Below are 23,721 nucleotides of genomic sequence, written 5' to 3' on the forward strand. Positions count from 1 at the left end.
GTGCGGTTCGGTGATCCGGGTGGTCGCGTACGGGACCTGGATCGCCGGGGGTGTCGGAGCCTTCGGCCCGTCGTTCGGGCGCGGCACGTACGCCCTCCGCGAATGGTCTTGTCATGTATGCGAGTCTCAGCGAGAAGCCGTCGCCGCCCCGTGGTGACGGACCGCATGTCCTGCTGGTCGTCGGTGAGCCGGGTGTCGCCGAACTCCTCACCACCACACTGAAGTTGGCGGGCTACCAGGTCGGAACGGCGGTCACCGGCACCGAAGGGATGGCGCGGCTCACGCAGCACCGGTTCGACCTGGTCGTCTGGGACGCCACGCTGCCGGACCTGGCCCGCTTCGCCCGGGGGCGTCGTATGGCGCCGACGGACCGGCCCCCGCTGCTCTTCCTGACCACCTGCGACCGGCTGCCCACCCTCGCCCCCGAACTCGGCGTCGGGGCCGAGGACTACGTCATCAAGCCCGTCCGGATCGCCGAGGTCCTGGCCAGGGCCCAGGCCCTGCTGCGGGAGCGGCGCCCGCAGTCGTACGGCAGGACGCCCCGCTACGGCGATCTGGTGCTGGACGACGCCGCCTGCCAGGCCCGGCGCGGCCCGCGACCGCTCGACCTCACCCCCGCCGAGTACCGGCTTTTGCGCCACCTGCTGGCGAACGCGGAGTGCGTGCTGTCGAAGGAGCAGATCAGCCGGTATGTATGGGGCGACTTCCGAACCCATCACGCGATCGAGAAACTCGTCGCCCGCCTCCGCAACAAGGTGGACCAGGAAGAAACCAGGCTGATCCACACCCGCCGCGGCTTCGGCTACTGGCTCGGCTGCCCCAGTCGTTGACCCGTTTCCCGCGGAACCCGGCCCCGGGCGCCCGGCATCGGCGCCGACCGCTCCGCCACCCGTGACCCGCGTCACGGACGCTCCGCCACCCGTGACCCGCGTCACGTCTGCCTTTTGTCTGAAAAGTGTCCGAAGGACGTCGGCCCGCTCCGTTTTCATCCGTGCAGTCAGCCCCCCCCCGACCCCGTGCGCGGACTCCGCTCCGTCGGACACCGCCACCAGCGAGGAGTGAACATGATGACGGACGCCCGGAACGGCCCGGAAGCGGTGGCCGCATGCTGAGGCCCGAGGACCAGTTCCACGTGGGGATGATCGTCGCCGAGGACTTCGAGGTGACGAAGAAACAGCTCTCCTCGCTGTTCGGGTATGAGTGGTGCGAGGACATGAGCGGTTCCATCGAGGTGGAGCTGCCGACCGGTGGCACCGTCATCGGCTTCGGATGCACGTACTCGACGACATCACCCCGGGTGGAGATCGTCCGGCGCGTTCCCGGGACCCTCTGGGAACCTACGCCCGGCTCCGGCATCCATCACTTCGGCTACTGGTCCGACGATGTCGCGGCGGACACCGCCGAGCTCGAACGCCACGGCTACGTGACCGAGGCGACGCGCACAGGTCCTGACGGCGCCCCCTTCTTCGCGTTCCTCCGCAGCGAGGCCGGCTTCCGGGTCGAACTGGTCACCAGGAACGCCCAGCCCTCCCTCGAAGGCGTCTGGGCCCACCGGCCCGAGTCCGCGGGTCACCTTTCCACCAAGGAGTAGTGCATGACGACCGTAGGTATCGCCACCGGCGCCGGACGCGGAATGGGAGAGGCGTGCGCACGATGGCTCGCCGACATGGTGGACGTGCTGCTGCTCGTCGACCGGGACGCGGCGGCCGTGGCCGCGGTCGCGAAGGACTTCGCCGACTCCGGCCGGAGGGCCGTCGTGGAGCCGTTCGGCCTCGACGTCACCGACCGGGAGGGCCTGGCCAGGCTCGCCGGCCGGGTCGCGGAGCTCGGTACGCTCCGGGCCGTCGCCCACGCCGCCGGGATCTCGCCCACGATGGCCGACTGGCGCCGCATCTTCGAGGTCGACCTCATCGGGACCGCGCTGCTCGCCGAGGCGCTGCGCCCGCTCGCCACCGAGGGGACGGCGATGGTGTACTTCGCCTCGATGTCCCCGCTGCTGGCGAAGGTCGCCCCCGAAGCGGACGTCGCCGCGATCCTGGACGACCCGTTGGCCGAGGACTTCCTCGACAGGATCCAGGGCGCCCTCGGACCGGTCGTCGAGGACCCCCGCATGGCCTATCCGTGGGCCAAGTACGGTGTGCACCGCTTCGCACGGAAGGAGGCGGTGCGGCTCGGACCGGTGGGGGCCCGCGCCTGTTCCCTGTCGCCGGGCATCATCGACACGCCACAGGGGCAGCAGGAGGCGGCCCGGCACGCGTCCATGCAGCAGCTCATCGAGCGGACTCCGCTCGGCCGGACCGGCCGGTCCGAGGACGTCGCCAATGTCGTCGCCTTCATGCTGTCGGACGAAGCCGGGTTCCTGAACGGTATCGACATCCTGGTCGACGGGGGTGTCTACGCGGCGGTCCGGGGCGACTGACGTCGTCGCACGGCTTCGGCTCCATCACTTGGGCCCGGTCCACTTCGGCCGGGCCCTCGTGGAGCGGTGGTCGTACGGCGTCAGCTCGGCCTCTGTCTCGGCCGTGGTCCTACCTGCGGGTGCGGGTGGGGGAGAACGCCGTCATTCCTCGATGTGGATCGCCAGCGCGGGGCACACGGCCGCCGCGTTGCGCACGTCGTCGGCCAGTTCCGGCGACGGGTTCTCGTTCAGCAGTACGACGACGCCGTCCTCGTCGCGCTGGTCGAACACGTCCATGGCGGCGGCCACGCACTGTCCGGCAGCGACGCATTTCTCCTCGTCGACGACAACCTTCATGGGATCTCTCCTGATCCTTTGATCCTTCGGTGGACTGATGGCTCGGTGGGCCAGTCGCCGGGTTGACCGGTTGACCGGTTGCCCGGTGGGGCGTTCGCTCAGTGCAGGGAAGCGGGGGCGTCGAGAGCGTCGACGATCTCCTGGCGGCGCAGGCGGACCTGTTTGGGCATGTTCCAGCCGAGGACGCCGGTGACCACACCGTCGCTGCGAAAGCGGGCGACGAAGCGCCGGGCCGACACGTCACCCTCGACGACGTCCACCTCGGATTCGACGGGCAGCAGACCGTGCACCTGGATCTTCGCGTCGAACTGGTCGGTCCAGAAGTACGGCACCGGCAGGTACGGGCGGTCCTCCCCGAGGATCACTCCGGCGACCGCGGCGGCCTGCTCCGTGGCGTTCGTCCGGTTCTCCAGGCGGATCAGACGGCCGAGTCGTTCGTGATGCCACCGGGCCACGTCGCCGACCGCGTAGATCCCCTCGGCGGCCCGGCACCGGGAATCGCACACCACCCCGTTGTCGAGGTGGAGTTCGCTGTCCGCCAGCCACTCCGTCGCCGGGGACGCGCCGATGGCGACCACCACCGCGTCGGCGGGCAGTACCTCGCCCGTGCTCAGGCGCACACCGCGGACCCGCCCGTCCTCGCCGTCGAACCCCGCGACGCCGGTGCCCAGCCGCAGCCGCACCCCGCGTTCGCCGTGCAGCTCGGCCAGCAGCCCCGACACCAGCGGGCCGACCTGGAGCGCCATCGGTGCCCGCAGCGGGCCGACCAGGGTCACCTCCAGCCCCAACGTCCGCGCGGTGGCGGCTATCTCGGAGCCGAGGACACCTTCGCCGACGACCACCAGCCGTGCGCAGCCCAGCAGGTCCTTCCGCAGGGTCAGCGCGTCGTCGAGCGTGCGCAGTACATGCACGCCGGTCAGGCCCTCTTGGCCGGGGAGCGCCCGTGGCCGTACCCCCGTGGCGATCACGATCGCGTCCGCCCGCAGGTCACGCCCGGACTGCGCACGCACGGTCCGCGTCGCCGTGTCCAGTGCGACCGCCGCGTCCCCGAGGACGAACTCGGCGTCCAACGCCGACAGCACCTCCTGCGTCCGCAGCGCGGACCGGGCCGGTTCCCACGCACCGGAGAGCACCTGCTTGGACAGCGGGGGCCGGTCGTACGGCGCGTGCGGCTCGGCACCGAGCACGGTGATCCCGCCGCCGTATCCCTTGCGCCGGAGCGCCTCGACCGTGGAGAGCCCGGAGGCGGACGCGCCCACCACCAGGACCCGGGCCGGGGGCGTCATACGGACACCCCGCCGGCGCCGGTCTCCCTCGTGTCGTCCTCGGTCTTCATGCGTGGCTCCGTTGCGGCGTGGGTGCGGTGTCCGTCAGGGGAAAAAATAGATCTAACGGTCGGTACAATCAATGGCTCAGGAAAATGCGGGGGAGGAATACATGGGGAGGAATACGGGGGAGGGCTTACGCCATGTAGCGACCGCCGTTGGTGCTGAGCGTCTGGCCGGTCACGTAGCCGGCCTCCTCGGAGGCGAGGTAGGCGACCGCGTAGGCCACGTCCTCCGGCCGGCCGGCCCGCTTCATCGGCATCGAGGCCGCGACCGCCTCGACGTCGACGGCGGACTCCCGCACCAGGGGGGTGTCGATGAAACCGGGCGGGACGTGGTTCACGGTGATGCCCTTGTCGATGTACTCGAACGCCAGCGCCCTGGTGAGGCCGATGACGCCGCCCTTGGACGCCGCGTAGTGGCCCACGGCGGGCGCTCCGGTCTGGGCCGCCGACGAGGAGATGTTGATGATCCGGCCCCAGCCCGCCGCGAGCATGTCGGGGACCAGCTCCCTCGTGACCAGGAACGGTCCCTTGAGGTTGATCCTGATCATGCGGTCCCAGGACTGCTCGGTGATGTCCGTGAAGGACTCGTAGACGCTGATTCCGGCGTTGTTGACGAGGACGGTGACGGGTCCGAGCTCGGCGCGGGTCCGGGCGGCCGCCGCGGCCACGGCGTCGGAATCAGCGGCGTCGCCGCCCACCGCGATCGCCGTGCCGCCCGCCTCGTGGATCGCGGCGACGGTCTTCTCGGCCTCCTCCAGTTTCAGGTCCCACACCGCGACCGCGGCGCCCTGCGCCGCGAGCACGGTCGCGATCGCCTGTCCTATCCCGCGGGCGCCGCCGGTGACGACGGCGACCTTTCCGTCCAGTGACATGGGGTGCTCCTTGTTGTGCGTGGTCTCAGATACGTGGGATCCGGGGGCGGGGATGCGTTCCGTTCCCGGGGTTCCGGGGGCGGGGGCGCCTCCGGGGGCTTGGGGCGGAGGCGAACTTCGTTCTCGGGGGCCGGGGGCCGGGGGCCGGGGCTAGAGGTGGGAGGGGGGAGGCTTCCTCCCCTGGTTTGGGGGTGGAGGAAGCCTCTGGTCCTTCGGGTCAGGGGGTGGGAGGGGAACCCTGGCTCCCGGGTTTGGGGGGCGGGGGAAGACTCTGGTCCTCCGGGGCTGGGGTGGGAGGGGTGCTTCGTCCCCGGGTTTAGGGGTGGAGAAGACCCCTCGTCTCCCGGGTCTGGCGGTGGGAGGAGGGCTGCGTCTCCTGGGTCTGGCGGTGGGAGGAGAGCTGCGTCCCCCGAGTCTGGGGCGGTTGACGGTTCTTGCCCTCAGGTTCGGGGGCGGTAGAAGGTTCTCGCCCCCAGGCTCGGAGGCGGATGAAGCTCCTCGCCCCTAGGCCCGGGGGCCGAAGAGTCCCCTCGACCTCAGGCCCGGGGGCCGCAGAGTCCCCTCGACCTCAGGCCCGGGGGCCGAGGAGCGCCCTCGACCTCAGACTCGGAGGCCGAGGAGCGCCCTCGACCTCAGACTCGGAGGCCGAAGAGCGCCCTCGACCTCAGACTCGGAGGCCGAAAGGTGCCCTCGCCCCCAGACCCGGGGCCGGAAGAACGCCCTCGCGCCCGGTCACCCAGGAGTCGGAGCGGAGCTCCGTCCCCGGGGTGAGCGTCCGCAGGGACGGCTGTCCTCGCGGTGGCGGCGACGGCCGGTCCGGAGTCCGCTAGTCGGCCAGCGCCTCGCGCGCCGCGTTACGGGCCGCCGTCGCGGCGGGGAAACCGGCGTAACCGGTTGCGTGGTAGATGACTTCGGCGATCTCGTCCTCGGTCAGCCCGTTGGTGCGCGCGATCCGGACATGGGTACGCAGCTCGGTCTCGGCTCCGAGTGCGATCAGGATGCCCAGAGTCACCAGGCTGCGGTCCCGGCGGCTGAGCCCCTCGCGGGCCCACAGCGCACCCCAGACGCTGGTCAGCCCGATCTCGACCAGCTCCTCTCCGAGCAGACCGTCACGCAGGTCGATGTCACCCTCGGGGAACACGCCGGGCAATGCCTCCCGCATGGCCTGGAGACCCGCGGCCCGTAGATCGGTGGTCCCGGCTCCGGCTCCGGCTCCGGCTCCGGCTCCGGTCCCGGACCGATCGGTCAGCGCCTCGGACCCGACGGGAGTCGGGGCGGACTCCGCGCCCTCGGACTCGGCGGCGGTGGGTCCCTTGGCGTCCATGGCCCTCATGTGCGACTCCCGGTGCATGTGCTCGCGTTCGTTGCAGCGAAAGTTAGATCAAACGGTCGGTACAATCAATGGTCCGGCACAAGATGGCTGCCGGCAACCCCCGCAGGCTGCGGCGCGTCCCGTCATTTCGAGTACCGGCACTCTTCTCGCGCCCTTGCCATTGAGTCGGACCCTTCCCCTCATCTACGCTCTGGCTGAATATTCGATCGACCGGTCGAAACATCAATGAGGTCCGCGCGGGGGTCGCGGCCCCTGTCACGTTGGAGGGCAGATGAGCGAATCGACGAAGGCGTCGGGTGCGGCTGACCAGGACCGAGTCGACGTGCTGGTTGTGGGAGCGGGCGTCACGGGCATCTATCAGCTGTATCGGGCCCGCGAGGCCGGTTTCACGGCGAAGCTGGTCGAGGCGGGCTCCGGTGTGGGCGGCACCTGGTTCTGGAACCGCTACCCCGAGGCGCGCTTCGACTCCGAGAGCTACACCTACGGCTATCTGTTCTCGAAGGAGCTGTGGGAGGAGTGGGAGTGGTCGGAGCGGTTCGCCGGCCAGCCGGAGATCGAACGCTACTTCAACCATGTGGTCGACCGGTTCGACCTGCGGCGCGACATCCTCTTCGATGCCAAGGTGACCGCGACCGTCTACGACGAGCCGTCCGGGACGTGGACCGTGCGGACCGCCGACGGCGCCGAGATCCGCGCGCGCTTCGTCGTCGCGGCGACCGGCATCCTCTCCGTGCCGTTCATCCCGGACATTCCGGGGCGCGGGGACTTCCGTGGCGAGCAGCACCACACCGGTCTCTGGCCGAAGACGCCCGTCGATTTCGCGGGCAAGCGTGTGGCCCTCATCGGCACCGGATCCAGTGGGGTGCAGATCGTCCCCGCGATCGCGGACGAGGTGGCCTCGCTGACGGTCTACCAGAAGGTCGCCGACTGGCTCACCCCGCTCAACAACGCGCCGATCACGCCCGACGAGCAGGCGGAACTCAAGGCGAACTTCGAGTCGATCCGCGAGACGCTGAACACCTCGCCGAGCGGGTTCCTGCACACCATCACCATGCGCTCCGGACTCGACGACACCCCGGAGCAGCGGCAGGAGTTCTACGAGCAGAGGTGGAACGGCCCCGGCTTCACCAAGCTGTCCGAGCACTACATGGACATGACGACGAACCCCACGGTGAACGCGGAGTGGTGCGAGTTCCTCGTCGGGAAGATCCGCAGCATCGTCAAGGACCCCGAGACGGCGGAGAAGCTGATACCCAAGGGGCACGGCTACGGCGGGCGGCGGCCCCCCTTCGGGACCGGCTACTACGAGACGTACAACAAGCCGAACGTCGCCCTGGTCGACCTCAACGAGACGCCGATCACCCGTATCACCGAAGCGGGGGTCGAGACGGCCGAAGGTGTCCACGAGGTCGACATCATCATCTGGGCGACCGGTTACGACTTCGGGACCGGCGCGCTCAACCGGCTGGGGGTGCGCGGCCGAGGGGGGCTCGCGCTGGAGGAGTACTGGGAGGACGGCCCGCGCACCTACCTCGGGGTCGCGACTGCCGGCTTCCCGAACTTCTTCTTCCCCGGCGGGCCGCACGGCGCGCTCGGCAACAACCCGCGCTACTCGGGCGACCAGGTGGACTTCGTCGTCGACGCGCTCGTCCACACGCGTGACCGCGGTCATGACGTCATCGAGGTGACCGCCGCGGCCGAGGACGAGTGGACGGACAAGATGAACAGCAGCGGGGACCTGTCCTCGTTCCTGAAGAGCAGTTACTTCTACGGGGCCAACATCCCCGGCAAGCCGGTGCGGCAGCTGCTGAACCCGACGGGGCGGTGGGCGCTCCAGGAGATGATCGCCGCCATCCGGCAGAACGAGTACGCGACGTTCGTCTTCTCCAAGGCCACCGCGGAAGCCTAGGCACCGACGGCCCGGCCCGGCCCCGCCCGGCCCGGGCCTCGTCGAGACGAACTGTCGTCTCGACGAGGCCCGGGCGTGCGCGCCCATTGCCGCACGCGCACCCGCCGCGACCCACGCCATGACCCATGCCGCTGTGGATTCGCTCATTTTTTTCTCCGAGGTCGAAGGGTGCGGCGCCCCGGTTGCCGTGCGCAGCGTGTTTCGACCACCCGGTCTATTGATGCCTCGAAGATAAGCGGAAGGGTGCGCCAAAGATTCGTTGACCGATCGGTACAATCTGAATAGCATACTGACGGCCGTCAATGGTGACCGTCGCACGAGGAGGCAACATCGTGACCAAGCGTTGGAAGCAGCGTCCGCCCGGCTCGACGTGGGGCGACTTCGGTGACGACGACGAGCTGGGGCGCATCAACCTGCTCACCCCCGAGAAGGTTCTGCAAGGGGTGCGTGAGGTCGAGCACGGGATCAGCTTCAGCCTGAGCCTTCCGCTCGACCATCCGGGCGGTTCGGCCCTGAACCAGCGGCGCTACCCGCCGATCCTCCGGCCGACCGAGGACCTTGAGCACAAGCAGGACGTCTTCTACAACGTCGTCGCGCGTGAGCAGATCGACCCTTCGCTGATCGACGTGTGGTCCGACGACGTGGTGACCCTCTGGCTGCAGTACTCGACCCAGTGGGACTCCCTCGCTCACCAGGGCGCCGAGTTCGACGTGGACGGTGACGGGGTCGCCGAGCCGGTGTACTACAACGGCTACCGGGCCGGCACCGACCTGGTCGGACCGCAGGAGGACGCCAAGGGGGACGGCAGCGGGAGCCTCAGCTTCGCCCGCCACCTCGGTCTGGAGCACATGGCGGAGCACGGCGTCCAGGGGCGCGGTGTCCTTATCGACATCGCCCACCACCTGGGCACCGGCTATCAGCCGGTCAACTTCAAGCAGCTTCAGGAGATCATGGCCGCGGACGACGTGGTCGTGGAACCCGGCGACATGCTCCTCCTGCACACCGGCTTCGCCACCCAGATCCTCGCCTGGGAGAAGAACCCGGACCCCGTGGCGATCCACCAGACGGCCGCCTACCTCGACGCGGACGACCCGGCGCTGCTCGACTGGATCGCCGAGTCGCGGATCTCGGCGCTGGTGGCGGACAACTATGCGGTCGAAGGCGTGGGCGTCACGCAGGCCCAGGGCCCGCACACGCTGCTGCCGATCCATCACCTCTGCCTCTTCAAGCTCGGCGTCCCGCTCGGTGAGCTGTGGTACCTGCACGAGCTGGCGGCCTGGTTGCGGGAGCACAACCGCAGCCGGTTCCTGCTCACGGCGCCGCCGCTGAACCTGCCGGGAACGCAGGGCAGTCCGCTCACCCCGGTCGCGACCGTCTGACGACCGACTCCTCATGGGAATGCCCCGGGACTCCAAGTCCCGGGGCATTCCCATGAGTCGACGCCGGCCGCATTCGGCCGACCGTGGACGCCTTCGTCCGTCGGCGGGGCTCAGACCGCCGCGATCCGGCGCAGGGTGTCCGCGATCGTGTCCCGCGAGGGAAGCCAGACCCGCTCCAGCGAGGGCGCGTACGGGGCCGGTACCGAGGGCGGCGCCACCCGGGTGACCGGCGCGTCGAGGTGCCAGAAACCTTCGTCGACGGCGAGGGCGGACAGCTCGGCGCCCACACCGAAGTCCCGTACCGCCTCGTGCGCGATGACCAGACGGTTGGTCTTGGCGAGGGAGGCGAGGACGGTCTCCCGGTCCAGTGGGGCGATCGTCCGCAGGTCGACGACCTCGACGCTGATGCCCTCGGTGGCGAGGAGCTCCGCGGCGGCCAGGCAGTCCTGGACCATCCGCGACCAGGAGACCAGGGTGATGTCGGTGCCCTCCCGGACCACCTTGGCCCTGCCCAGGGGGACGAGGTGGTCGCTCGCCGGGCGGGGGCCCTTGAGGCCGTACTGGAGGCGGTTCTCGACGAAGACCACCGGGTTGGGGTCCTGGATGGCGGCCCGCAACAGGCCGTAGGTGTCGGCGGGGTTGGAGGGCATCACCACGGTCAGGCCGGGGATGTGGGCGAGCAGTGCCTCCAGGCTCTGCGAGTGCTGGCTGCCGGAGGAGCGTCCGGCGCCGAACTGGGTGCGTACGACGAGGGGCATGGAGGCCCGGCCGCCGGTCATGAAGCGCAGTTTGGCGGCCTGGTTGAGGAGCATGTCGAGGCAGACGCCGATGAAGTCCATGTACATGATCTCCACGACGGGCTTCATGCCGGCCATGGCCGCACCCACCGCCGTACCCAGGATGGCGCTCTCACTGATGGGGGTGTCGCGGACGCGGCCGGGGAAGGCCCCCGCCAGGCCCCGGGTGAGGCCGAAGACGTTGCCGCCCGCGCCGACGTCGATCCCGGCGACGAACACGGCGGGATCCGCGGCGAGTTCGTGCTCCAGCGCGAGGCGTACGGCGTCCATGGACCGGAAGATCTCGGCCTCGGCCGGGAGCGGAGCGGGCTCGGGCAGGGCGGGGCGGGGGGCCGACACGAAGTCGTACAGGGTCTCCGGGGCGGGCTCCGGCAGGCTCCTGGCCCATTCGACGGCCGACTCGATCTCCTTGTCGATCTCCTCGTCCACGGCGTCGGCCAGCGAGGCCGCGACCCCGGCCGCCGCCAGATGACGGCGGGCCACCAGCAGCGGGTCGCGTTCCTTGGCGGCGGCGACCTCCTCGGGGGAGCGGTAGCGCTCGGGATCGCCCTCGTAGTGGCCGTGCCAACGGTAGGTCTCGGCCTCCACCAGAACCGGTCCGCCGTCGCCCGCCCGCAGCCGTTCCACGACCTCTGCCACGGTCCGCGCCACCGCGACGACGTCGTTGCCGTCGACGTGCTCGTACCCGATGCCGTACCCGGCGGCGCGGGCGGAGAGCGGGGCGCGGTGCTGCTCGGCGGCGGGCGAGAACTCGGAGTAGTGGTTGTTCTCGCAGAGGAAGACGACCGGAAGGTCCCACACCGCCGCCAGGTTGACCGCCTCGTGGAACATGCCCTGGGCGACCGCGCCGTCCCCGAAGAACGCCACCACCACGTCGCCCGCGCCGCGCAGCTTGGCCGCGGTCGCCACTCCGGTGGCGATCGGCAGTCCGGCGCCGACGATGCCGTTGGCGCCGTAGATGCCCAGGCCCGGGTCGGCGATGTGCATCGAACCGCCCCGGCCGCGGCAGGTCCCGGCGTCCTTGCCCATCAGCTCGGCCATCATCGAGGCGGAGTCCAGCCCCTTGGCCAGCACGTGGCCGTGGCCGCGGTGGGTGGAGGTGATGCCGTCCCGTTCGCCGAGCGGCCAGCAGGCGCCGACCGCGCTGGCCTCCTGCCCGATCGACAGATGCAGAAAGCCGGGAATCTCCGTCGCCCTGTACAGGTCGGAGGCCCGCTCCTCGAAGCGTCGGATCCGGCGCATCCGACGGTACATTTCCAGGAGCTGCTCCGCGTGCGCGGGAGTGGTGCCGATGTGCTGCGGTGCCTCAGTCATGCGCGTCCTCGCAATGCTCGCGCAGACGACGCGCTTGCGCGCCGCCCGAGTCCATCTTTAATGTACCGTTTGGTCTAGTAAACTGGAGCGGCGTCCTGGAGTCCGCCTCCCCCCGGATGCGCCGAAGGCCGTCCGGAGCGGGCGTCGGCTTGGTCTCGGCCGAGACACGTCGTCACATCAGGCGGGGAGTGAATCAATGCCACGACCACCGGGTCATGGGCCGGGCTTCGAAGTCAGACGCCAGAAGATCATCGACATCGCGGCCTCCCTGTTCGCCGAACAGGGCTACGCGGCGACCTCCATCAACGACCTGGGCCGCGCGGTCGGGCTCGCCAAGGGAGCCCTGTACTACTACATCGGCTCCAAGGAGAACCTGCTCATAGAGATCCAGTCGCGGGTGATGCGCCCGCTGCTGTCCCGCGCGCGGCAGATCACGGAGCTCGACGAGGACCCCCTGCTGCGGCTGCGCCTGCTCTCCGAGTCGCTGTTGACGATCATCTTCCGCAGGCTGGACCACATCTGGGTCTACGAGCACGACTACCGCAGTCTCAGCGGCGACGAGCTGCAGACCCTGCTGGGCCAGCGTGCCGACTTCGAGCACCTGGTCTCCGGCCTGCTCGCGGAGGCCGTCGAGCAGGGCGTCTTCCGTGCGTTCCAGCCGCGCCTGGCGACCCTGCAGTTCCTCAACCTGCACAACCACACGTACCAATGGGTGCGCCCGGAGGGGCAGTGGGACGCCGCGTTCCTGTCGCGCGAGTACTGCGCGACCCTGTTCCGCGGCTTCGGCGCGTCCGACCACGCCCTGCCGGACGTCGAGGAACGGGCCGCGGCGTTCAAGCGCGACCGTCCCGACCTGCCGCTCGACCCCGAAGCGGAGTGGCAGCCGGCGGCTGTCGGTGGCTGACCGGACCCGCGGTGCGCCACGGCGTACCGCGGGATGCCGCCTCATGCCCGCTTCACCAGCGCTCTGGCGATGACATTGCGCTGGATCTCGTTCGTACCCTCGCCGATTTCGAGGATCTTCGCGTCGGCGTAGAAACGGGAGATCTCCGACTCCCGCACGTAGCCGTAGCCGCCGTGGATCTGTACCGCCTGAGAGGCCGCGCGGTTGGCGACCTCGGAGGCGTACAGCTTGGCCATGGCGGCCGCCGTGCTGTGCGGGCGGCCCTGGTCGGCGAGCCAGGCGGCGCGGTAGACCATCCAACGGGCGGCCTCGAACTCGGTGCCGATGTCGGCGAGCTTGTGCGCGACGGCCTGGAAGTCCGAGAGCGGGCGGCCGAACTGGTGCCGTTCCGTGGCGTGTTTGACGGCCAGTGCCAGTGCCGCCTTGGTGAGGGAGAGGCCGAGGGCGGCGACGCTGATACGGCCCTTGTCCAGCACGGACAGGAACTGGCGCAGTCCGCCGCCCTCCTCGCCGATCAGATGGTCGTCGGGGATCCAGCAGTCGGTGAAGACCAGTTCCCGGGTGTCCATGGCGTGCCAGCCGAGCTTCTTGAGCTTGTGGCCGCAGGCGTAGCCCGGGGTGCCGGTCGGCACGTAGAAGGTCGCGTACCGTTTGTGCCCGTCCTCGTTCCGGCCGGTCACGGCCAGCAGGGTGACGCCCTGGCTGATGCCGGTGCCCGCGTTGGTGATGAACATCTTGGTGCCGTTGAGCACCCAGCCGCCGTCCGCCCGCCGCGCGGTGGTGGCGATACCGGCCGCGTCGGAACCGGCGTCCGGCTCGGTCAGGCCGAAGGCCCCTATCGCCTCGCCCCGGGCCAACGGCGCCAGCCAGCGCTGCTTCTGTTCCTCGGTGCCGTAGGCCAGCAACGGCAGCGAGGCGATGGTGGAGTGCGCGTTCCAGGAGGAGGCGACCGACTGGTCGGCGGCGCCGAGTTCCTCCATCACCGCGACGTAGGAGACCGTGTCGGAGCCGGCGCCCCCGTACTCCTCGGGAACGAGCATCCCCATCAGGCCGAGTTCACCCAGCTTGGTGAAGACCTGGGTCGGGAAGTGCTCGTTCTCCGACCACTCGGCCGCGTGCGGGGTGATCTCCTTGGCTGCGAACTCGCGGACCATGTCCTGCAGGGCCCGAGTCTCCTCAGGCAGGTCGAAATCCATCTCACAGTTCCTTCGGGGTCAGCAGCACCTTGAGGTGCCGGGCGCGGTCGGCGGCCAGGTCCGCGAAGACCTCGGCTCCTCCCGAGAGCGGAAGACGCCCGGTGATCAGGGCCGAGGCGTCCAGGCGCCCGGTACTCATCAGATCGATCACACGGGGGATGTCGAAGGTGTAGCCGAGCGTGCCGAGCACCGAGCGCTCGTAGAAGACGAGCTGCCCCATGTCGAACTCGACGCTGCCGTGGCCGACACCCGCGAGCACGACCCGGCCGCCACGGCGGACGGTGGAGACGGCCTGCGCCGCGAGCTGTGGCACGCCGGTCGCGTCGATGACGGCGTCCGGGCCGATGCGACGGGTCCGCAGGAACACCGCACGGCGTACGTCGGTCTCGCGCGGGTCGAAGGCCTCGGTGACGCCGAGTTCGAGGAGCTTCTCCCGGCGTTCCTTGAGCGGCTCGCTGACATAGAGCCCGGCCGCGCCGGCCATACGGGCCGCGAGGACCACGGCGAAGCCGATCGGTCCGCCGCCCACGACCAGGACGTTGTCGCCCGGCCGCACCCCGGCCCGGGTGACGGCGTGCAGACCGACGGCCAGGGGCTCGGCCACGGCCGCCAGCTCGTCGCTCACGTTGTCCGGAAGGCGCGTCAGCCCCGCGAGCGGCACGGTGACGCGCTCGGCGAAGGCGCCCGGTGAGGCAAGGCCCACCGAGCCGCCCTTCGGGCACAGGTGGTACTCGCCGCGGGTGCACCAGTAGCAGACGCCGCAGCGCCAGCAGGGGTCGGCGGTGACCCGGTCGCCGATCCCGATCCCGGGCACCTCCGCGCCCAACGCGACCACCGTGCCGCTCAGCTCATGGCCGAGGGCCAGTGGTGGCCGGGCGCCGGTGAGGGGATGCGGGCCCTCGCGGATCATGTGCGGGCCTTCGAGGAACTCGTGCAGGTCGGTGCCGCAGATGCCGCACCAGGACACGTCCACGACCGCCTCGTGGGGACCTGGCTCGGGCGGCTCGGGGACCTCCTCCAGGCGTAGGTCCCGTGCGCCGTGCCAGCGCAGTGCCTCCATGTTCTCCACCCCATTCTTGTTCGCCGTGCGCCGTGCGCCGTGCGCCGTGCGCCCTTTGCCGTTCGCCGTGTCTGCCGTGGTCGCCGTTCTCGGGTGCCGTGCCGTCGTGGCTGGGCGCGCCCACGCGGCGGAGCCGCGTATGTCACAGCCCCGCACCCCTTACGGGGCCCGGTCGGGGCCCTCGAAGCGTGCGTGTCCGGGGCCGTGTTCGAGGAAGGAGCGGATGCCGGTCGTGGCGTCCGCCGTGCCGAAGACGCCGGTGAACAGGGACCGTTCCAGGGCGAGTCCGGCGGAGATGCCCATGTCGGCGCCGTGGTCCACCGACTCCTTGATCGCCTCCAGGGCCGCCGCCGGCCCCTCGGCGAGCCGCCGGGCGTAGCTCAGGGCGGCGTCGAACGCCGACCCCGCGGGGACGACCTCGTCGACGAGCCCGAGGCGCAGCGCCTCGTCGGCGGCGATCCGGCGGCCGGTCATCAGCAGGTTCTTGGCCCGTGACGGTCCGATCAGCCGGGTGAGCCGCTGGGTGCCGCCCGAACCCGGCATGATGCCGAGCTGCACCTCCGGCTGGCCGAGGACGGCGTCGTCGGCCGCCACCCGGTAGTCCGCGGCGAGGGCCAGCTCCATACCGCCGCCGAGCGCGTACCCGGTGATCGCGGCGACGACCGGCATCGGCAGCCGCGCCACCTCGTCGAACGTCCGTTGCAACGCGCGGTTCCAGCCCCGCACCTCCTCGGGGCCCATCCCGGCCAGGGCCTTGATGTCCGCCCCGGCGGCGAAGAGCCGCTCACCGCCGTAGAGCACCACGGCCCGTACGTCCCGGGCGTCGGCCAGCTCGCGCACACAGGCGGAGAGCTCCGCCCGCAGGGCGGAGTCGAAGGCGTTCAACGGCGGGCTGTCGAGACGGACCGTGACGACAGGGCCGTCGAGATCGAGCCGGACGCGTGGCACAGAGGCCCTCCTCGTCTGCGGAAGCGACATCGCGAACGCGCGGACGGTTGTCGATGCGGTCACGGCGTCGTAAAGTGCGGCACACAGGTTTTATAGACCAATGGGTACACTAAATTTTGGGGGTGGGCAACCGACCGGTCGGATTCCGGCCGACCATTGCTTTCGACCGGGCGGAACAATGAATCCCGGATATCGCACAGTGACCGCGTGAGCCGCGGCAGGCAGCGTTCGACGTCGAACACGACCCAGCGAGAGAGTCCCGTGCACAACTTCGCGAGCATCCTCGATTACCACCTGGCCCAGCGGCCCGACGCCGTCGTCGTCGTGCAGGGCGAGCAGCAGCTGACGGTGCGTCAATTCCATGCCCGGGTCAATCGGCTGGCCGCCGGTCTGGCCGAACGGGGCATCGGGCGGGGCGACATCGTCGCGCTGCTGCTGTACAACCGGCCCGAGTTCCTGGAACTGGTCTACGCGATCAACCGCCTCGGAGCCGTCTTCCTGCCGCTGAACTACCGGCTGTCGGAGGAGGAGTGGCAGTACATCCTGGGTCACGCCCAGGCCAGGGCGATCATCACCGAGCCGGAGTTCGTCCCCGCGGTGGAGCGCAGCGCCGGCTGTCTGACCGACCTGGAGCACCGGATCCTCGTCGGCGACGACACTCCCGCGCGGCCGTGGACCGGCTACGAGGACCTGCTGGCCCGGCACCCGGGCGCCCTGGTGGAGCCCGTGGACGTCGCGCCGGACGACCTGCAGCGGCTGATGTACACCTCCGGCACCACCTCACGGCCCAAGGGTGTGTGCATCACCTATGGAAACCTGCAGGCCAAGAACCTGGCCCACATCGTCCACTTCGGTCTGACCGCCGCGGACACCACCCTGGTCTGCGGCCCCCTGTACCACGTCGGCGGCCTCGACATGCCCGCCCTCGGGGTCCTGTACGCGGGCGGAAGGCTGGTCCTGCAACGCAAGTTCGACGCGGCGGACGCTCTGCGCGCCATCCAGGAGCACCGCGTCACCAATGTGTGGCTGGCGCCCGCCATGGTCAACGCGGTCCTGGAGGTCCCGGACCGCGAGACGTACGACACCGCGTCGGTCCGTTTCGTCCTGGGCGGCGGGGAGAAGACCCCGGAGCCGGTGCTGCGACGGATCATGACCGCGTTCCCGAACGCCTGGTTCGCCGACGCGTACGGGCTGACCGAGACGGTCTCGGGCGACACCTTCCTCGACCGCGAGCACGCGCTGTCCAAACTGGGTTCGGTCGGGCGCCCCGTTCCGCACACCCGGGTCAGGATCGTCGACGACACGGGCAAGGAGGCTCCCGCGGGCGAGCTCGGTGAGATCACGTTGCGCGGCCCGAAGGTCTTCGCGGGGTACTGGCGCGACGAGAAGGCCACGGCCGCCGCGCTGAAGGACGGCTGGTTCCACACCGGCGACATCGGGCACCTCGACGAGGACGGCTTCCTGTTCATCGACGACCGCAAGAAGGACATGATCGTCTCGGGCGGCGAGAACATCGCCACACCCGAGGTCGAACGGGTCCTGTACGAGCACCCCGCCGTCCTTGAGGCCGCCGTCGTCGGCCTGGCGCATCCCCGCTGGGGCGAGGTCCCGAGGGCGTTCGTGGTGTTCCGGCCGGGGGCGAGCGCCGGAGCGGAGGAACTGCGGGACTTCTGCCGGGCACGGCTGGCCAGGTTCAAGGTGCCGGCCCGCTTCGAGATCGTCGACGAACTGCCCCGTACACCCTCGGGCAAGGTCCTCAAGCGGACCCTGCGCGACCTCCCCACGGAAGGCCGGCCATGACCGCCGCGGCGACCGATGTGAACAGCGAGCTGCGGCTGGACCGCAGGACCGCCTGGGTGACGGGCGCCGGAAAGGGCCTCGGCCGGGCGATCGCCGTCGCCCTGTCCCAGGCCGGCGCGACCGTGGCGGTGACGGCGCGAACGGCGTCGGACCTCGAACGGCTCGAATCCGAACTCGCCGAGCACGGCGGCAAGGTGCTGGTACTGCCCGGATCCGTCACCGACTCCGCCGCCGTCCGGACCATGGTCGGGCGGATCACCGAGTGGACCGGCCGGCTGGACGCGGTCGTCAACTGCGCGGGCACCAGCCCCCACTTCACCCGCAGCGAGCGGGTCACCGACGAGGACTGGCGGCAGGTGCTGGACGTCAACCTGCAGGGCACGTTCTACTGCTGCCGCGAAGCCGGCAAGGTGATGCTGGAGCAGCGCTCCGGCTCGATCGTCAATGTCTCGTCGGTGCACGCGAGGACCGGCTTCGAGCGGATCGCCGCCTATGCGGCGAGCAAGGGCGGCGTCGAAGCGCTCACCAAGGCGCTCGCCGTCGAATGGGCCGACCGCGGAGTGCGCGTCAACGCCCTCGCGCCGGGCTACTTCCACACCGACCTCAGCTCCGGGCTGCTGGCCAGTCGCTGGGGCGAGCGGATCGTGGACAGCACCCCCATGGGCCGGGTGGGCGCCACCGAGGAGCTCGGCGGCGCCGCGGTGTTCCTCGCCTCGGAGGCCTCCCGTTTCGTCACGGGAACCACGCTCACCGTGGACGGCGGCTGGACCGCCCGCTGAGCCCGCTGAGCCCGCTGAGCCCGCTGGGTCCGCTGAGCGTGCTGAGCCCACTGAGGGAGTGCACGGCCGATCCATTGTGTGTAACGACCGGTCGGTTTAAAGTAATGCGGGCTGAGGTCCGCAGCGACAACGCAGTACGACAGGAGTCACCCATGAACGAGTTCAGCTTCGAAGGGCGCGTCGCGGTCGTCACCGGCGCGGGCCGCGGCATCGGCCGCGCCCATGCCCGCCTCCTGGCGGAGCGCGGAGCGAAAGTGGTCGTCAACGACCTCGGTGGATCGATGGAGGGCGAGGGCGTCGACGTCGGGCCCGCGAAGTCGGTCGCCGACGAGATCGTCGCCGCCGGAGGCGACGCGGTGGCCGATACCAACGACGTGTCCACACCGGCGGGCGGCCAGGCGATCATCGACTCCGCGCTCGAACGCTTCGGCCGCGTCGACGTCCTCGTCAACAACGCCGGGATCATCAGGTGGGGCGGCCTGCCGGAGGTCGATCTGGAGAACCTCCAGCGCCACCTCGCCGTTCACCTCGTCGGTTCGTTCAACACGATGCGAGCCGCCTGGCCGCACTTCGTCGAGCAGAGCTACGGCCGCGTCGTGCTGACGACGTCGAGCGGACTGTTCGGCCTCGACAACAACCTGTCGTACGCGGCGGCGAAGGCGGGTGTGGTCGGGCTGGCCCGCAGCGCGAAACTGGCCGGCGAGCCGCACGGGATCAAGGTCAACCTGATCGCGCCGGCGGCCCTGACGCGGATGGGCGGGGGCGATCCGGCCGACGACGACAACGCGCAGGGCGCCGCCGGCATGCCGTACATGCCGTCGGCGGCGGTGGCGCCCATGGTCGCCTTCCTCGCCCATGAGAGCTGCCCGGTCAACGGGGAGATCTACACGGCCGGAGCCGGTCGCTTCGCGCGGCTGTTCATCGCCTCGACCGAGGGCTACGCGCACGAGGACGGCCCGGCCTCGGTCGAGGACGTCGCCGAGAACTGGGACGCGATCAACGACGAGACCGGCTACTACGTGCCCTCCGACCTGATGTCCTGGTCCGGCTCGTTCCTGAAGCACCAGTTCCCGCAGGACATGGGGTCCGTGTCCTCGTAGGCAGCCACTCGGGTCTTCTCTCGGGTCTCCTCCCGCGCCGCCGGTCGGCAGGACGTACGAAGCAGTCGTGACCGACCTCTGTTCGCGCGACCTACCGGCCGGTATACAAGCGATGTTGAGCCTGCAAGAGCGGCGCTCCTCCTGGCGGCGGCGCTCGAACACGGCCGGGTGCGGGGACGGTTGCGGTCGCGCTTGCCGCGTCAGTGGCGACGGAGGAGAGACGATGACGAACCATCACGTGGTCCCGGGCGACACCCCCCGGAGACGGCGACACGCTCCCGCACTGGGAGCCGCCCTCGGCTGCGGCGTCCTGTTCCTCGGAGCCGTCTCCGCGTCTCCCGCCGCCGCGAACGGATCGCACTCGCACCGCGGAACGGAGTATGTGGCGCTCGGTGACTCGTACACCTCCGGGCCGCTGATTCCCCGTCAGGTCGACGCGAACTGCGCCCGGTCCGACCAGAACTACCCGTCGCTCGTCGCCGCGCGGCGGTCGGTCGACACCTTCAAGGACGTGAGCTGCGGCGGTGCCACGACCGAGGAGATGTGGAAGCCGCAGGGAACCAACGGCCCCCAACTGGACGCCCTGGGGCGCTCCACGGATCTGGTGACCGTTCAGATGGGCGGTAACGACATCGGCTTCAGCTCCATCATCGGCACCTGCGTCGCACTGAGTTCCCAGGATCTCTCGGGAAGCCCGTGCCGGCAGTACTACAACGCCTCGGGTGTGGACCGGCTGACGCTGAACATCCTCGACACGGCTCCCAAGCTGGCGCGTGTGCTGCGCGCCGTGCACGACCGGGCCCCGCACGCACGCGTCCTCGTGGTCGGCTACCCGGACCTGCTGCCCGACGACGGCAGCGGCTGCTATCCGTCCGTCCCGTTCGCCGCACAGGACTTCGCCTACCTGCGTGACGTCGGCAAGCGGCTCAACCTGATGATGCGTACGGTGGCCCGGTTCAACCGCGCCGAATACGTGGACACGTACAAGCCCACGATCGGACACGACATGTGCAAGGCGCCCGCCGATCGGTGGATCGAGCCGCTGCGGCCCGCCTCGCCCGCCGCCCCCGCACATCCCAACGCCAAGGGTGAGGCGGCCATGGCCCAGGCGGTCCTCAAGCGGCTGTCCAAGGGTGGCGGACACCACTGATCGCCGTCCACCGCTGCCCGTCCGCCGCTGCCCGGGCGCGGAAGCCTCGGCAGGTCGGCAGGTCGGCAGGTCGGTAGGCCCGGTAAATCTGGCATATGTGGCATATCTGGCGAGTCCGGCAGGTTTGCAAGATCTGTGGGGGGTCACACGGTCAGAGAGCACGTGACGCGAAGAACGGGCGAGCACGTGACAGGAGAGATCGCTGAGAGGTGAGTTCCATGGCTCGCGAGCAGAAAGCCAAGGCGAAGGCGGAGCAGGCCAAGGGCAAGATCAAGGAAACCACGGGCCGTGCCGTCGGCAATGAGGGGATGACCGTCGAGGGGCGTGCGGAAAAGGCCAAGGGTGACGTGCGCGAGGCCAAGGAGAAGGCCAAGGACACCTTCCGCCACTGACGCCTTGCGGCCCGCGGGGCGGAAAGCAGGGGTGGACAGCAACGACAGAGGGGCCCGTCGCCCACGCGACGGGCCCCTCTCTTCGTGCTCTCACCCGACCACGGTGGCGGCCACCGGTGGCCGAACGACCATGCCGCAGGCTCGCGGCGGCGGAGGGGCGCTAGAGTCCCGAGCAGGACACCTGTTCAGCGACATGTCGTCGGCGACGCCTCTGTGGGGAGCTCTTCATGACCACGGCCAAGGACCTCTTGATCATCGCCCTTGACCTGGACCCGAGCCGACCCGTGGGACAGGGCGACCTGTCGCTCGCGCTGGCCGGGGCCGAGCTGATCGACCTCCTGCGTTCCGAGGCCCTCGTGCTGGACGGCGACCGCATCGTGCCGGCCCCGCAGCCGACCGCGGAAGATCCCCTGCTGGCCGAGGCCGCGGCCTCGCTCGCGCCGCAAGTGCCGTACGAGTCGGTGGAGGACTGGCTGTGGCGCAGGGGCCGCGGTCTGTACACGGCTTATCTGACCGACCTCGAGGGGCACGGCCAGCTGACGCGGCAGCGCCCTCGCCGGATGTCCTTCGGGGCCGCCCGGGTGGTGGTGGTCGATTCACCCGCCCGCAGCCGGGCCAGGAACCGCTGGGCGTCCGACGAGCCCGTCCTCGCCGCCCTCGCGGCGGCCGTCGGGATGCACGCCGAGCAGACGCCGGACGCACTGGCGGTGACCGACGACGCGGTGACGACGGTACTGGCCGCCGTGCACGAGGCGGTCATGGAGCTGGAAGCCGTACGCCAGCGGCGGGCCATCGAGAACTCCGCGTTCGCCAACCTCTGGCGAGGCGCGTGACGAGTCCGTACCCGGCCGACGAGGTCGACCCGGCGGACCCGGCCGACGAGGTCGGGGCGGGCGGCTCGGCCTCGGGCCGTCGGCCGTGACCGGCAGCCGTCACCCGGGCGTGCCGGGCCCGTTCTCGGGTGCGTCCGCATCCCGGCCGGAGCCGTCGTCGTGCGACGCCGGGCGCCGTACGCGCAGGGAGTCCGCGACGCGTTGAAACGTCCTCGTCAGCTGGGGCAGCCGACGCCCGTCCTGGCTGTCGGGCGTCTCTTGTGAGCCGGCCGTCGTACCGTGGAGGGCTTTGATCTCGGCCAGCGCCGCATGCGCCAGTTCGGTCGCCTCACGGTACTGGTCGCGCGACTTCGTCATGGCGTCGAGCGCCTCGGCGTAGACGGCCACCAGCGCGCGTGCCTCCTCCAGCGTCAGCAGACGCCAGTCCTCCCGCAGACCGGTGAGGAAGGCCTCCGCCTCATCCGGCAGCGGCCAGGGCAGCGCGGCATACCGTACGACCTTCTCCAGGAGCTCCGTCGGCTCCGAACCGTCGAGGAACACACTGCGTACGGAGAAGTCCTGCTCGTCGTATCCGGGCCGGGCGGAGGAGCCGGGCAGAATCACCGCGCCGCCGCGCGGCACCCGCACGCCCAGGTCGTACAGCGCCCAGTTGACCGCCTGGAACTGCTCGGGCGCCGCTCGGTGTTCCACGACACGGTGCCGCAGCCCGGGCGGGAGCAGGCGGGCCAGCGGGAGGCGGCCGCGGTGGTCGGTGGTCATCGCCTCGTGGACGACGACGTTGATGCTCCAGCTGTGCTGCGCGGCCTCCTTGAGCAGGCGGCGCAGTGTCTTGTCCTCCTGCGGCAACGGGTTGATGTCCCGCAGCCGGAGTCCCGCCACGAGGTCGTGGTCCCAGGGGATCGCGCCCTCGTCGGGCCAGAACATGGTCGCGGGGGAGGGCCACGCGAGGTCCCAGGGCCGCTCCGCCTCGGCCGCCAGTGTCCAGCTCGGCTCCTCGTCGGCCCGCCCGCGGCCGTCGGTCGTGAGCCGTGCCCGAACCGTGACGGCGTCGGCGACGAGCCAGCGGGCCTCGAAGACACGGCCGTCGGGTGCCGAGGGGTGCTCGGCCTCCAGGAAGTCCTGGATCGTCTCGTCGGCCTTCAGGGTCCGCAGGTTCTCTCTGAGGATCTCCTCCGGGGCCGGCCCGGCGTGGCGTCCGCGGGTCAGCCAGACGGTTTCCGGAACGGTGGCACGGGCGGTGGAGGACTTGGGCATGAGTCACTTTGCGGCTGGGGGGCGGCGTGCGCTCCCAGTATGGTCGGTGCAGGTCGCGGGCCCGGAGGCGAGGTCCGCCCGGATCACGGACATCCGCTTTTCTCCCGCTATGTGCGGTGCATCGGAAAGTTGAAGAAAATTCTATCTTTCCCCTTTTCTGATGGCCCTCAAACCATAAATCTTTGTGCGGTTTCGGACGTCCATAATGAGTGATCCGGTTCGAGGTGCGGCGACGCCGGGAGAATTTCGAGTCGCATTCGCAACCCTGTCGGGGTGCGGGTGGTGCCGGTGCGCCGGAGAGGGGTGGCGTCGAGGAATCACACCTGTTAATTCGGGTGTCTGTGCAGGGAGATGGCCGCTGCGTCGAACCGTTGCACGCTCTTGGGAATTCTTATTTGGTGCACGGCTGGCGTATCCACAATTCGGTTGTATAAGTGGCTGTTCTGGAAATCGGTGGCCTCGGAATCGAAGCCATTGACAGGCTCTCGTCCGGTCATCAATTATCGCCGTGCGTCCAGGTGGCCCGTCCCGGCACCACGGTCGGATGGCGTGTCCGCGTTCGCGCGGCGCCGTGAGCGAGAAGGCTGGTGCGGAGCATGCCTGATGGTGGCGGTGT

Annotated in this window: 21 protein-coding genes; 12 read left to right on the plus strand and 9 right to left on the minus strand. The window is 70.1% G+C overall.

Annotation, left to right across the window (positions count from 1 at the left end; translation table 11 throughout):
* The first annotated feature begins 113 nt into the window (after window positions 1-113).
* The 3 genes from RV986_RS45700 (at window position 114) to RV986_RS45710 (ending at window position 2,419) form a co-directional block, all read left to right on the plus strand.
* Window positions 114-830: a response regulator transcription factor gene (locus tag RV986_RS45700; RefSeq protein ID WP_475922985.1), complete on the plus strand. Its 717-nt coding sequence runs from the start codon at window positions 114-116 to the stop codon at window positions 828-830.
* A gap of 275 nt (window positions 831-1,105) precedes the next feature.
* Window positions 1,106-1,591 carry a VOC family protein gene (locus RV986_RS45705; RefSeq protein ID WP_475922986.1) on the plus strand — a complete coding sequence of 162 codons (486 nt, stop codon included), beginning with the start codon at window positions 1,106-1,108 and terminating at the stop codon, window positions 1,589-1,591.
* Between the two features lie 3 nt (window positions 1,592-1,594).
* Window positions 1,595-2,419 (plus strand): SDR family oxidoreductase, encoded by an 825-nt coding sequence (locus RV986_RS45710; RefSeq protein ID WP_475922987.1) that lies wholly within the window; start codon window positions 1,595-1,597, stop codon window positions 2,417-2,419.
* 141 nt (window positions 2,420-2,560) lie between these two features.
* Here RV986_RS45710 and RV986_RS45715 read toward each other — a convergent pair whose 3' ends face one another.
* The 4 genes from RV986_RS45715 to RV986_RS45730 form a co-directional block, all read right to left on the minus strand.
* Window positions 2,561-2,755, minus strand: a complete 195-nt coding sequence (locus RV986_RS45715) for a ferredoxin (protein ID WP_475922988.1) — start codon at window positions 2,753-2,755, stop codon at window positions 2,561-2,563.
* A gap of 98 nt (window positions 2,756-2,853) precedes the next feature.
* Window positions 2,854-4,041, minus strand: a complete 1,188-nt coding sequence (locus tag RV986_RS45720) for an NAD(P)/FAD-dependent oxidoreductase (protein ID WP_475922989.1) — start codon at window positions 4,039-4,041, stop codon at window positions 2,854-2,856.
* Window positions 4,042-4,216: 175 nt separating this feature from the next.
* On the minus strand, window positions 4,217-4,957 hold the full coding sequence (locus tag RV986_RS45725; RefSeq protein WP_475922990.1) for an SDR family NAD(P)-dependent oxidoreductase: 741 nt from the start codon (window positions 4,955-4,957) through the stop codon (window positions 4,217-4,219).
* Window positions 4,958-5,783: 826 nt separating this feature from the next.
* Entirely contained in the window at window positions 5,784-6,290 is a 507-nt protein-coding gene (locus RV986_RS45730; RefSeq protein ID WP_475922991.1) for a carboxymuconolactone decarboxylase family protein, read from the minus strand.
* A 271-nt stretch (window positions 6,291-6,561) separates the two neighbouring features.
* Between RV986_RS45730 and RV986_RS45735 the strand changes: the two genes are divergently transcribed.
* Both RV986_RS45735 and RV986_RS45740 read left to right on the plus strand, forming a co-directional pair.
* On the plus strand, window positions 6,562-8,199 hold the full coding sequence (locus tag RV986_RS45735; RefSeq protein ID WP_475922992.1) for a flavin-containing monooxygenase: 1,638 nt from the start codon (window positions 6,562-6,564) through the stop codon (window positions 8,197-8,199).
* Window positions 8,200-8,531: 332 nt separating this feature from the next.
* On the plus strand, window positions 8,532-9,578 hold the full coding sequence (locus RV986_RS45740) for a cyclase family protein (RefSeq protein ID WP_475922993.1): 1,047 nt from the start codon (window positions 8,532-8,534) through the stop codon (window positions 9,576-9,578).
* Window positions 9,579-9,688: 110 nt separating this feature from the next.
* Here RV986_RS45740 and RV986_RS45745 read toward each other — a convergent pair whose 3' ends face one another.
* Entirely contained in the window at window positions 9,689-11,689 is a 2,001-nt protein-coding gene (locus RV986_RS45745) for an alpha-ketoacid dehydrogenase subunit alpha/beta (protein WP_475922994.1), read from the minus strand.
* Between the two features lie 196 nt (window positions 11,690-11,885).
* On the opposite strand from RV986_RS45745, the gene RV986_RS45750 reads away from it, so the two are divergent.
* Complete coding sequence (locus RV986_RS45750; protein WP_475922995.1) at window positions 11,886-12,593, plus strand: TetR/AcrR family transcriptional regulator; 708 nt, start codon at window positions 11,886-11,888, stop codon at window positions 12,591-12,593.
* A gap of 41 nt (window positions 12,594-12,634) precedes the next feature.
* On the opposite strand, the gene RV986_RS45755 is transcribed toward RV986_RS45750, so the two are convergent.
* From RV986_RS45755 to RV986_RS45765, 3 genes are all read right to left on the minus strand, one after another.
* Complete coding sequence (locus tag RV986_RS45755; protein ID WP_475922996.1) at window positions 12,635-13,789, minus strand: acyl-CoA dehydrogenase family protein; 1,155 nt, start codon at window positions 13,787-13,789, stop codon at window positions 12,635-12,637.
* Between the two features lies 1 nt (window position 13,790).
* Entirely contained in the window at window positions 13,791-14,849 is a 1,059-nt protein-coding gene (locus RV986_RS45760; protein WP_475922997.1) for an alcohol dehydrogenase catalytic domain-containing protein, read from the minus strand.
* A 159-nt stretch (window positions 14,850-15,008) separates the two neighbouring features.
* Complete coding sequence (locus RV986_RS45765) at window positions 15,009-15,827, minus strand: enoyl-CoA hydratase/isomerase family protein (RefSeq protein ID WP_475924669.1); 819 nt, start codon at window positions 15,825-15,827, stop codon at window positions 15,009-15,011.
* 177 nt (window positions 15,828-16,004) lie between these two features.
* Here RV986_RS45765 and RV986_RS45770 point away from each other — a divergent pair, with 177 nt between their 5' ends.
* From RV986_RS45770 to RV986_RS45795, 6 genes are all read left to right on the plus strand, one after another.
* A complete protein-coding gene (locus RV986_RS45770) occupies window positions 16,005-17,597 on the plus strand; it encodes an acyl-CoA synthetase (RefSeq protein ID WP_475922998.1) in 1,593 nt (530 codons plus the stop codon).
* A complete protein-coding gene (locus RV986_RS45775; protein WP_475922999.1) occupies window positions 17,594-18,376 on the plus strand; it encodes an SDR family NAD(P)-dependent oxidoreductase in 783 nt (260 codons plus the stop codon). Before RV986_RS45770 ends, RV986_RS45775 begins: the two co-directional genes overlap by 4 nt.
* Window positions 18,377-18,528: 152 nt before the next feature.
* Complete coding sequence (locus tag RV986_RS45780) at window positions 18,529-19,476, plus strand: SDR family NAD(P)-dependent oxidoreductase (protein WP_475923000.1); 948 nt, start codon at window positions 18,529-18,531, stop codon at window positions 19,474-19,476.
* A 223-nt stretch (window positions 19,477-19,699) separates the two neighbouring features.
* Window positions 19,700-20,626 carry an SGNH/GDSL hydrolase family protein gene (locus tag RV986_RS45785; protein WP_475923001.1) on the plus strand — a complete coding sequence of 309 codons (927 nt, stop codon included), beginning with the start codon at window positions 19,700-19,702 and terminating at the stop codon, window positions 20,624-20,626.
* A gap of 218 nt (window positions 20,627-20,844) precedes the next feature.
* Window positions 20,845-21,018 (plus strand): CsbD family protein, encoded by a 174-nt coding sequence (locus RV986_RS45790; RefSeq protein ID WP_475923002.1) that lies wholly within the window; start codon window positions 20,845-20,847, stop codon window positions 21,016-21,018.
* Window positions 21,019-21,245: 227 nt separating this feature from the next.
* The gene (locus tag RV986_RS45795) at window positions 21,246-21,851 is read left to right on the plus strand and encodes a GOLPH3/VPS74 family protein (protein WP_475923003.1); all 606 of its coding nucleotides are present in this window, start codon (window positions 21,246-21,248) and stop codon (window positions 21,849-21,851) included.
* 99 nt (window positions 21,852-21,950) lie between these two features.
* On the opposite strand, the gene RV986_RS45800 is transcribed toward RV986_RS45795, so the two are convergent.
* Window positions 21,951-23,105 carry a hypothetical protein gene (locus tag RV986_RS45800; protein ID WP_475923004.1) on the minus strand — a complete coding sequence of 385 codons (1,155 nt, stop codon included), beginning with the start codon at window positions 23,103-23,105 and terminating at the stop codon, window positions 21,951-21,953.
* Between the last annotated feature and the right edge of the window lie 616 nt (window positions 23,106-23,721).

The sequence above is a fragment of the Streptomyces sp. RLA012 genome (assembly GCF_056270325.1).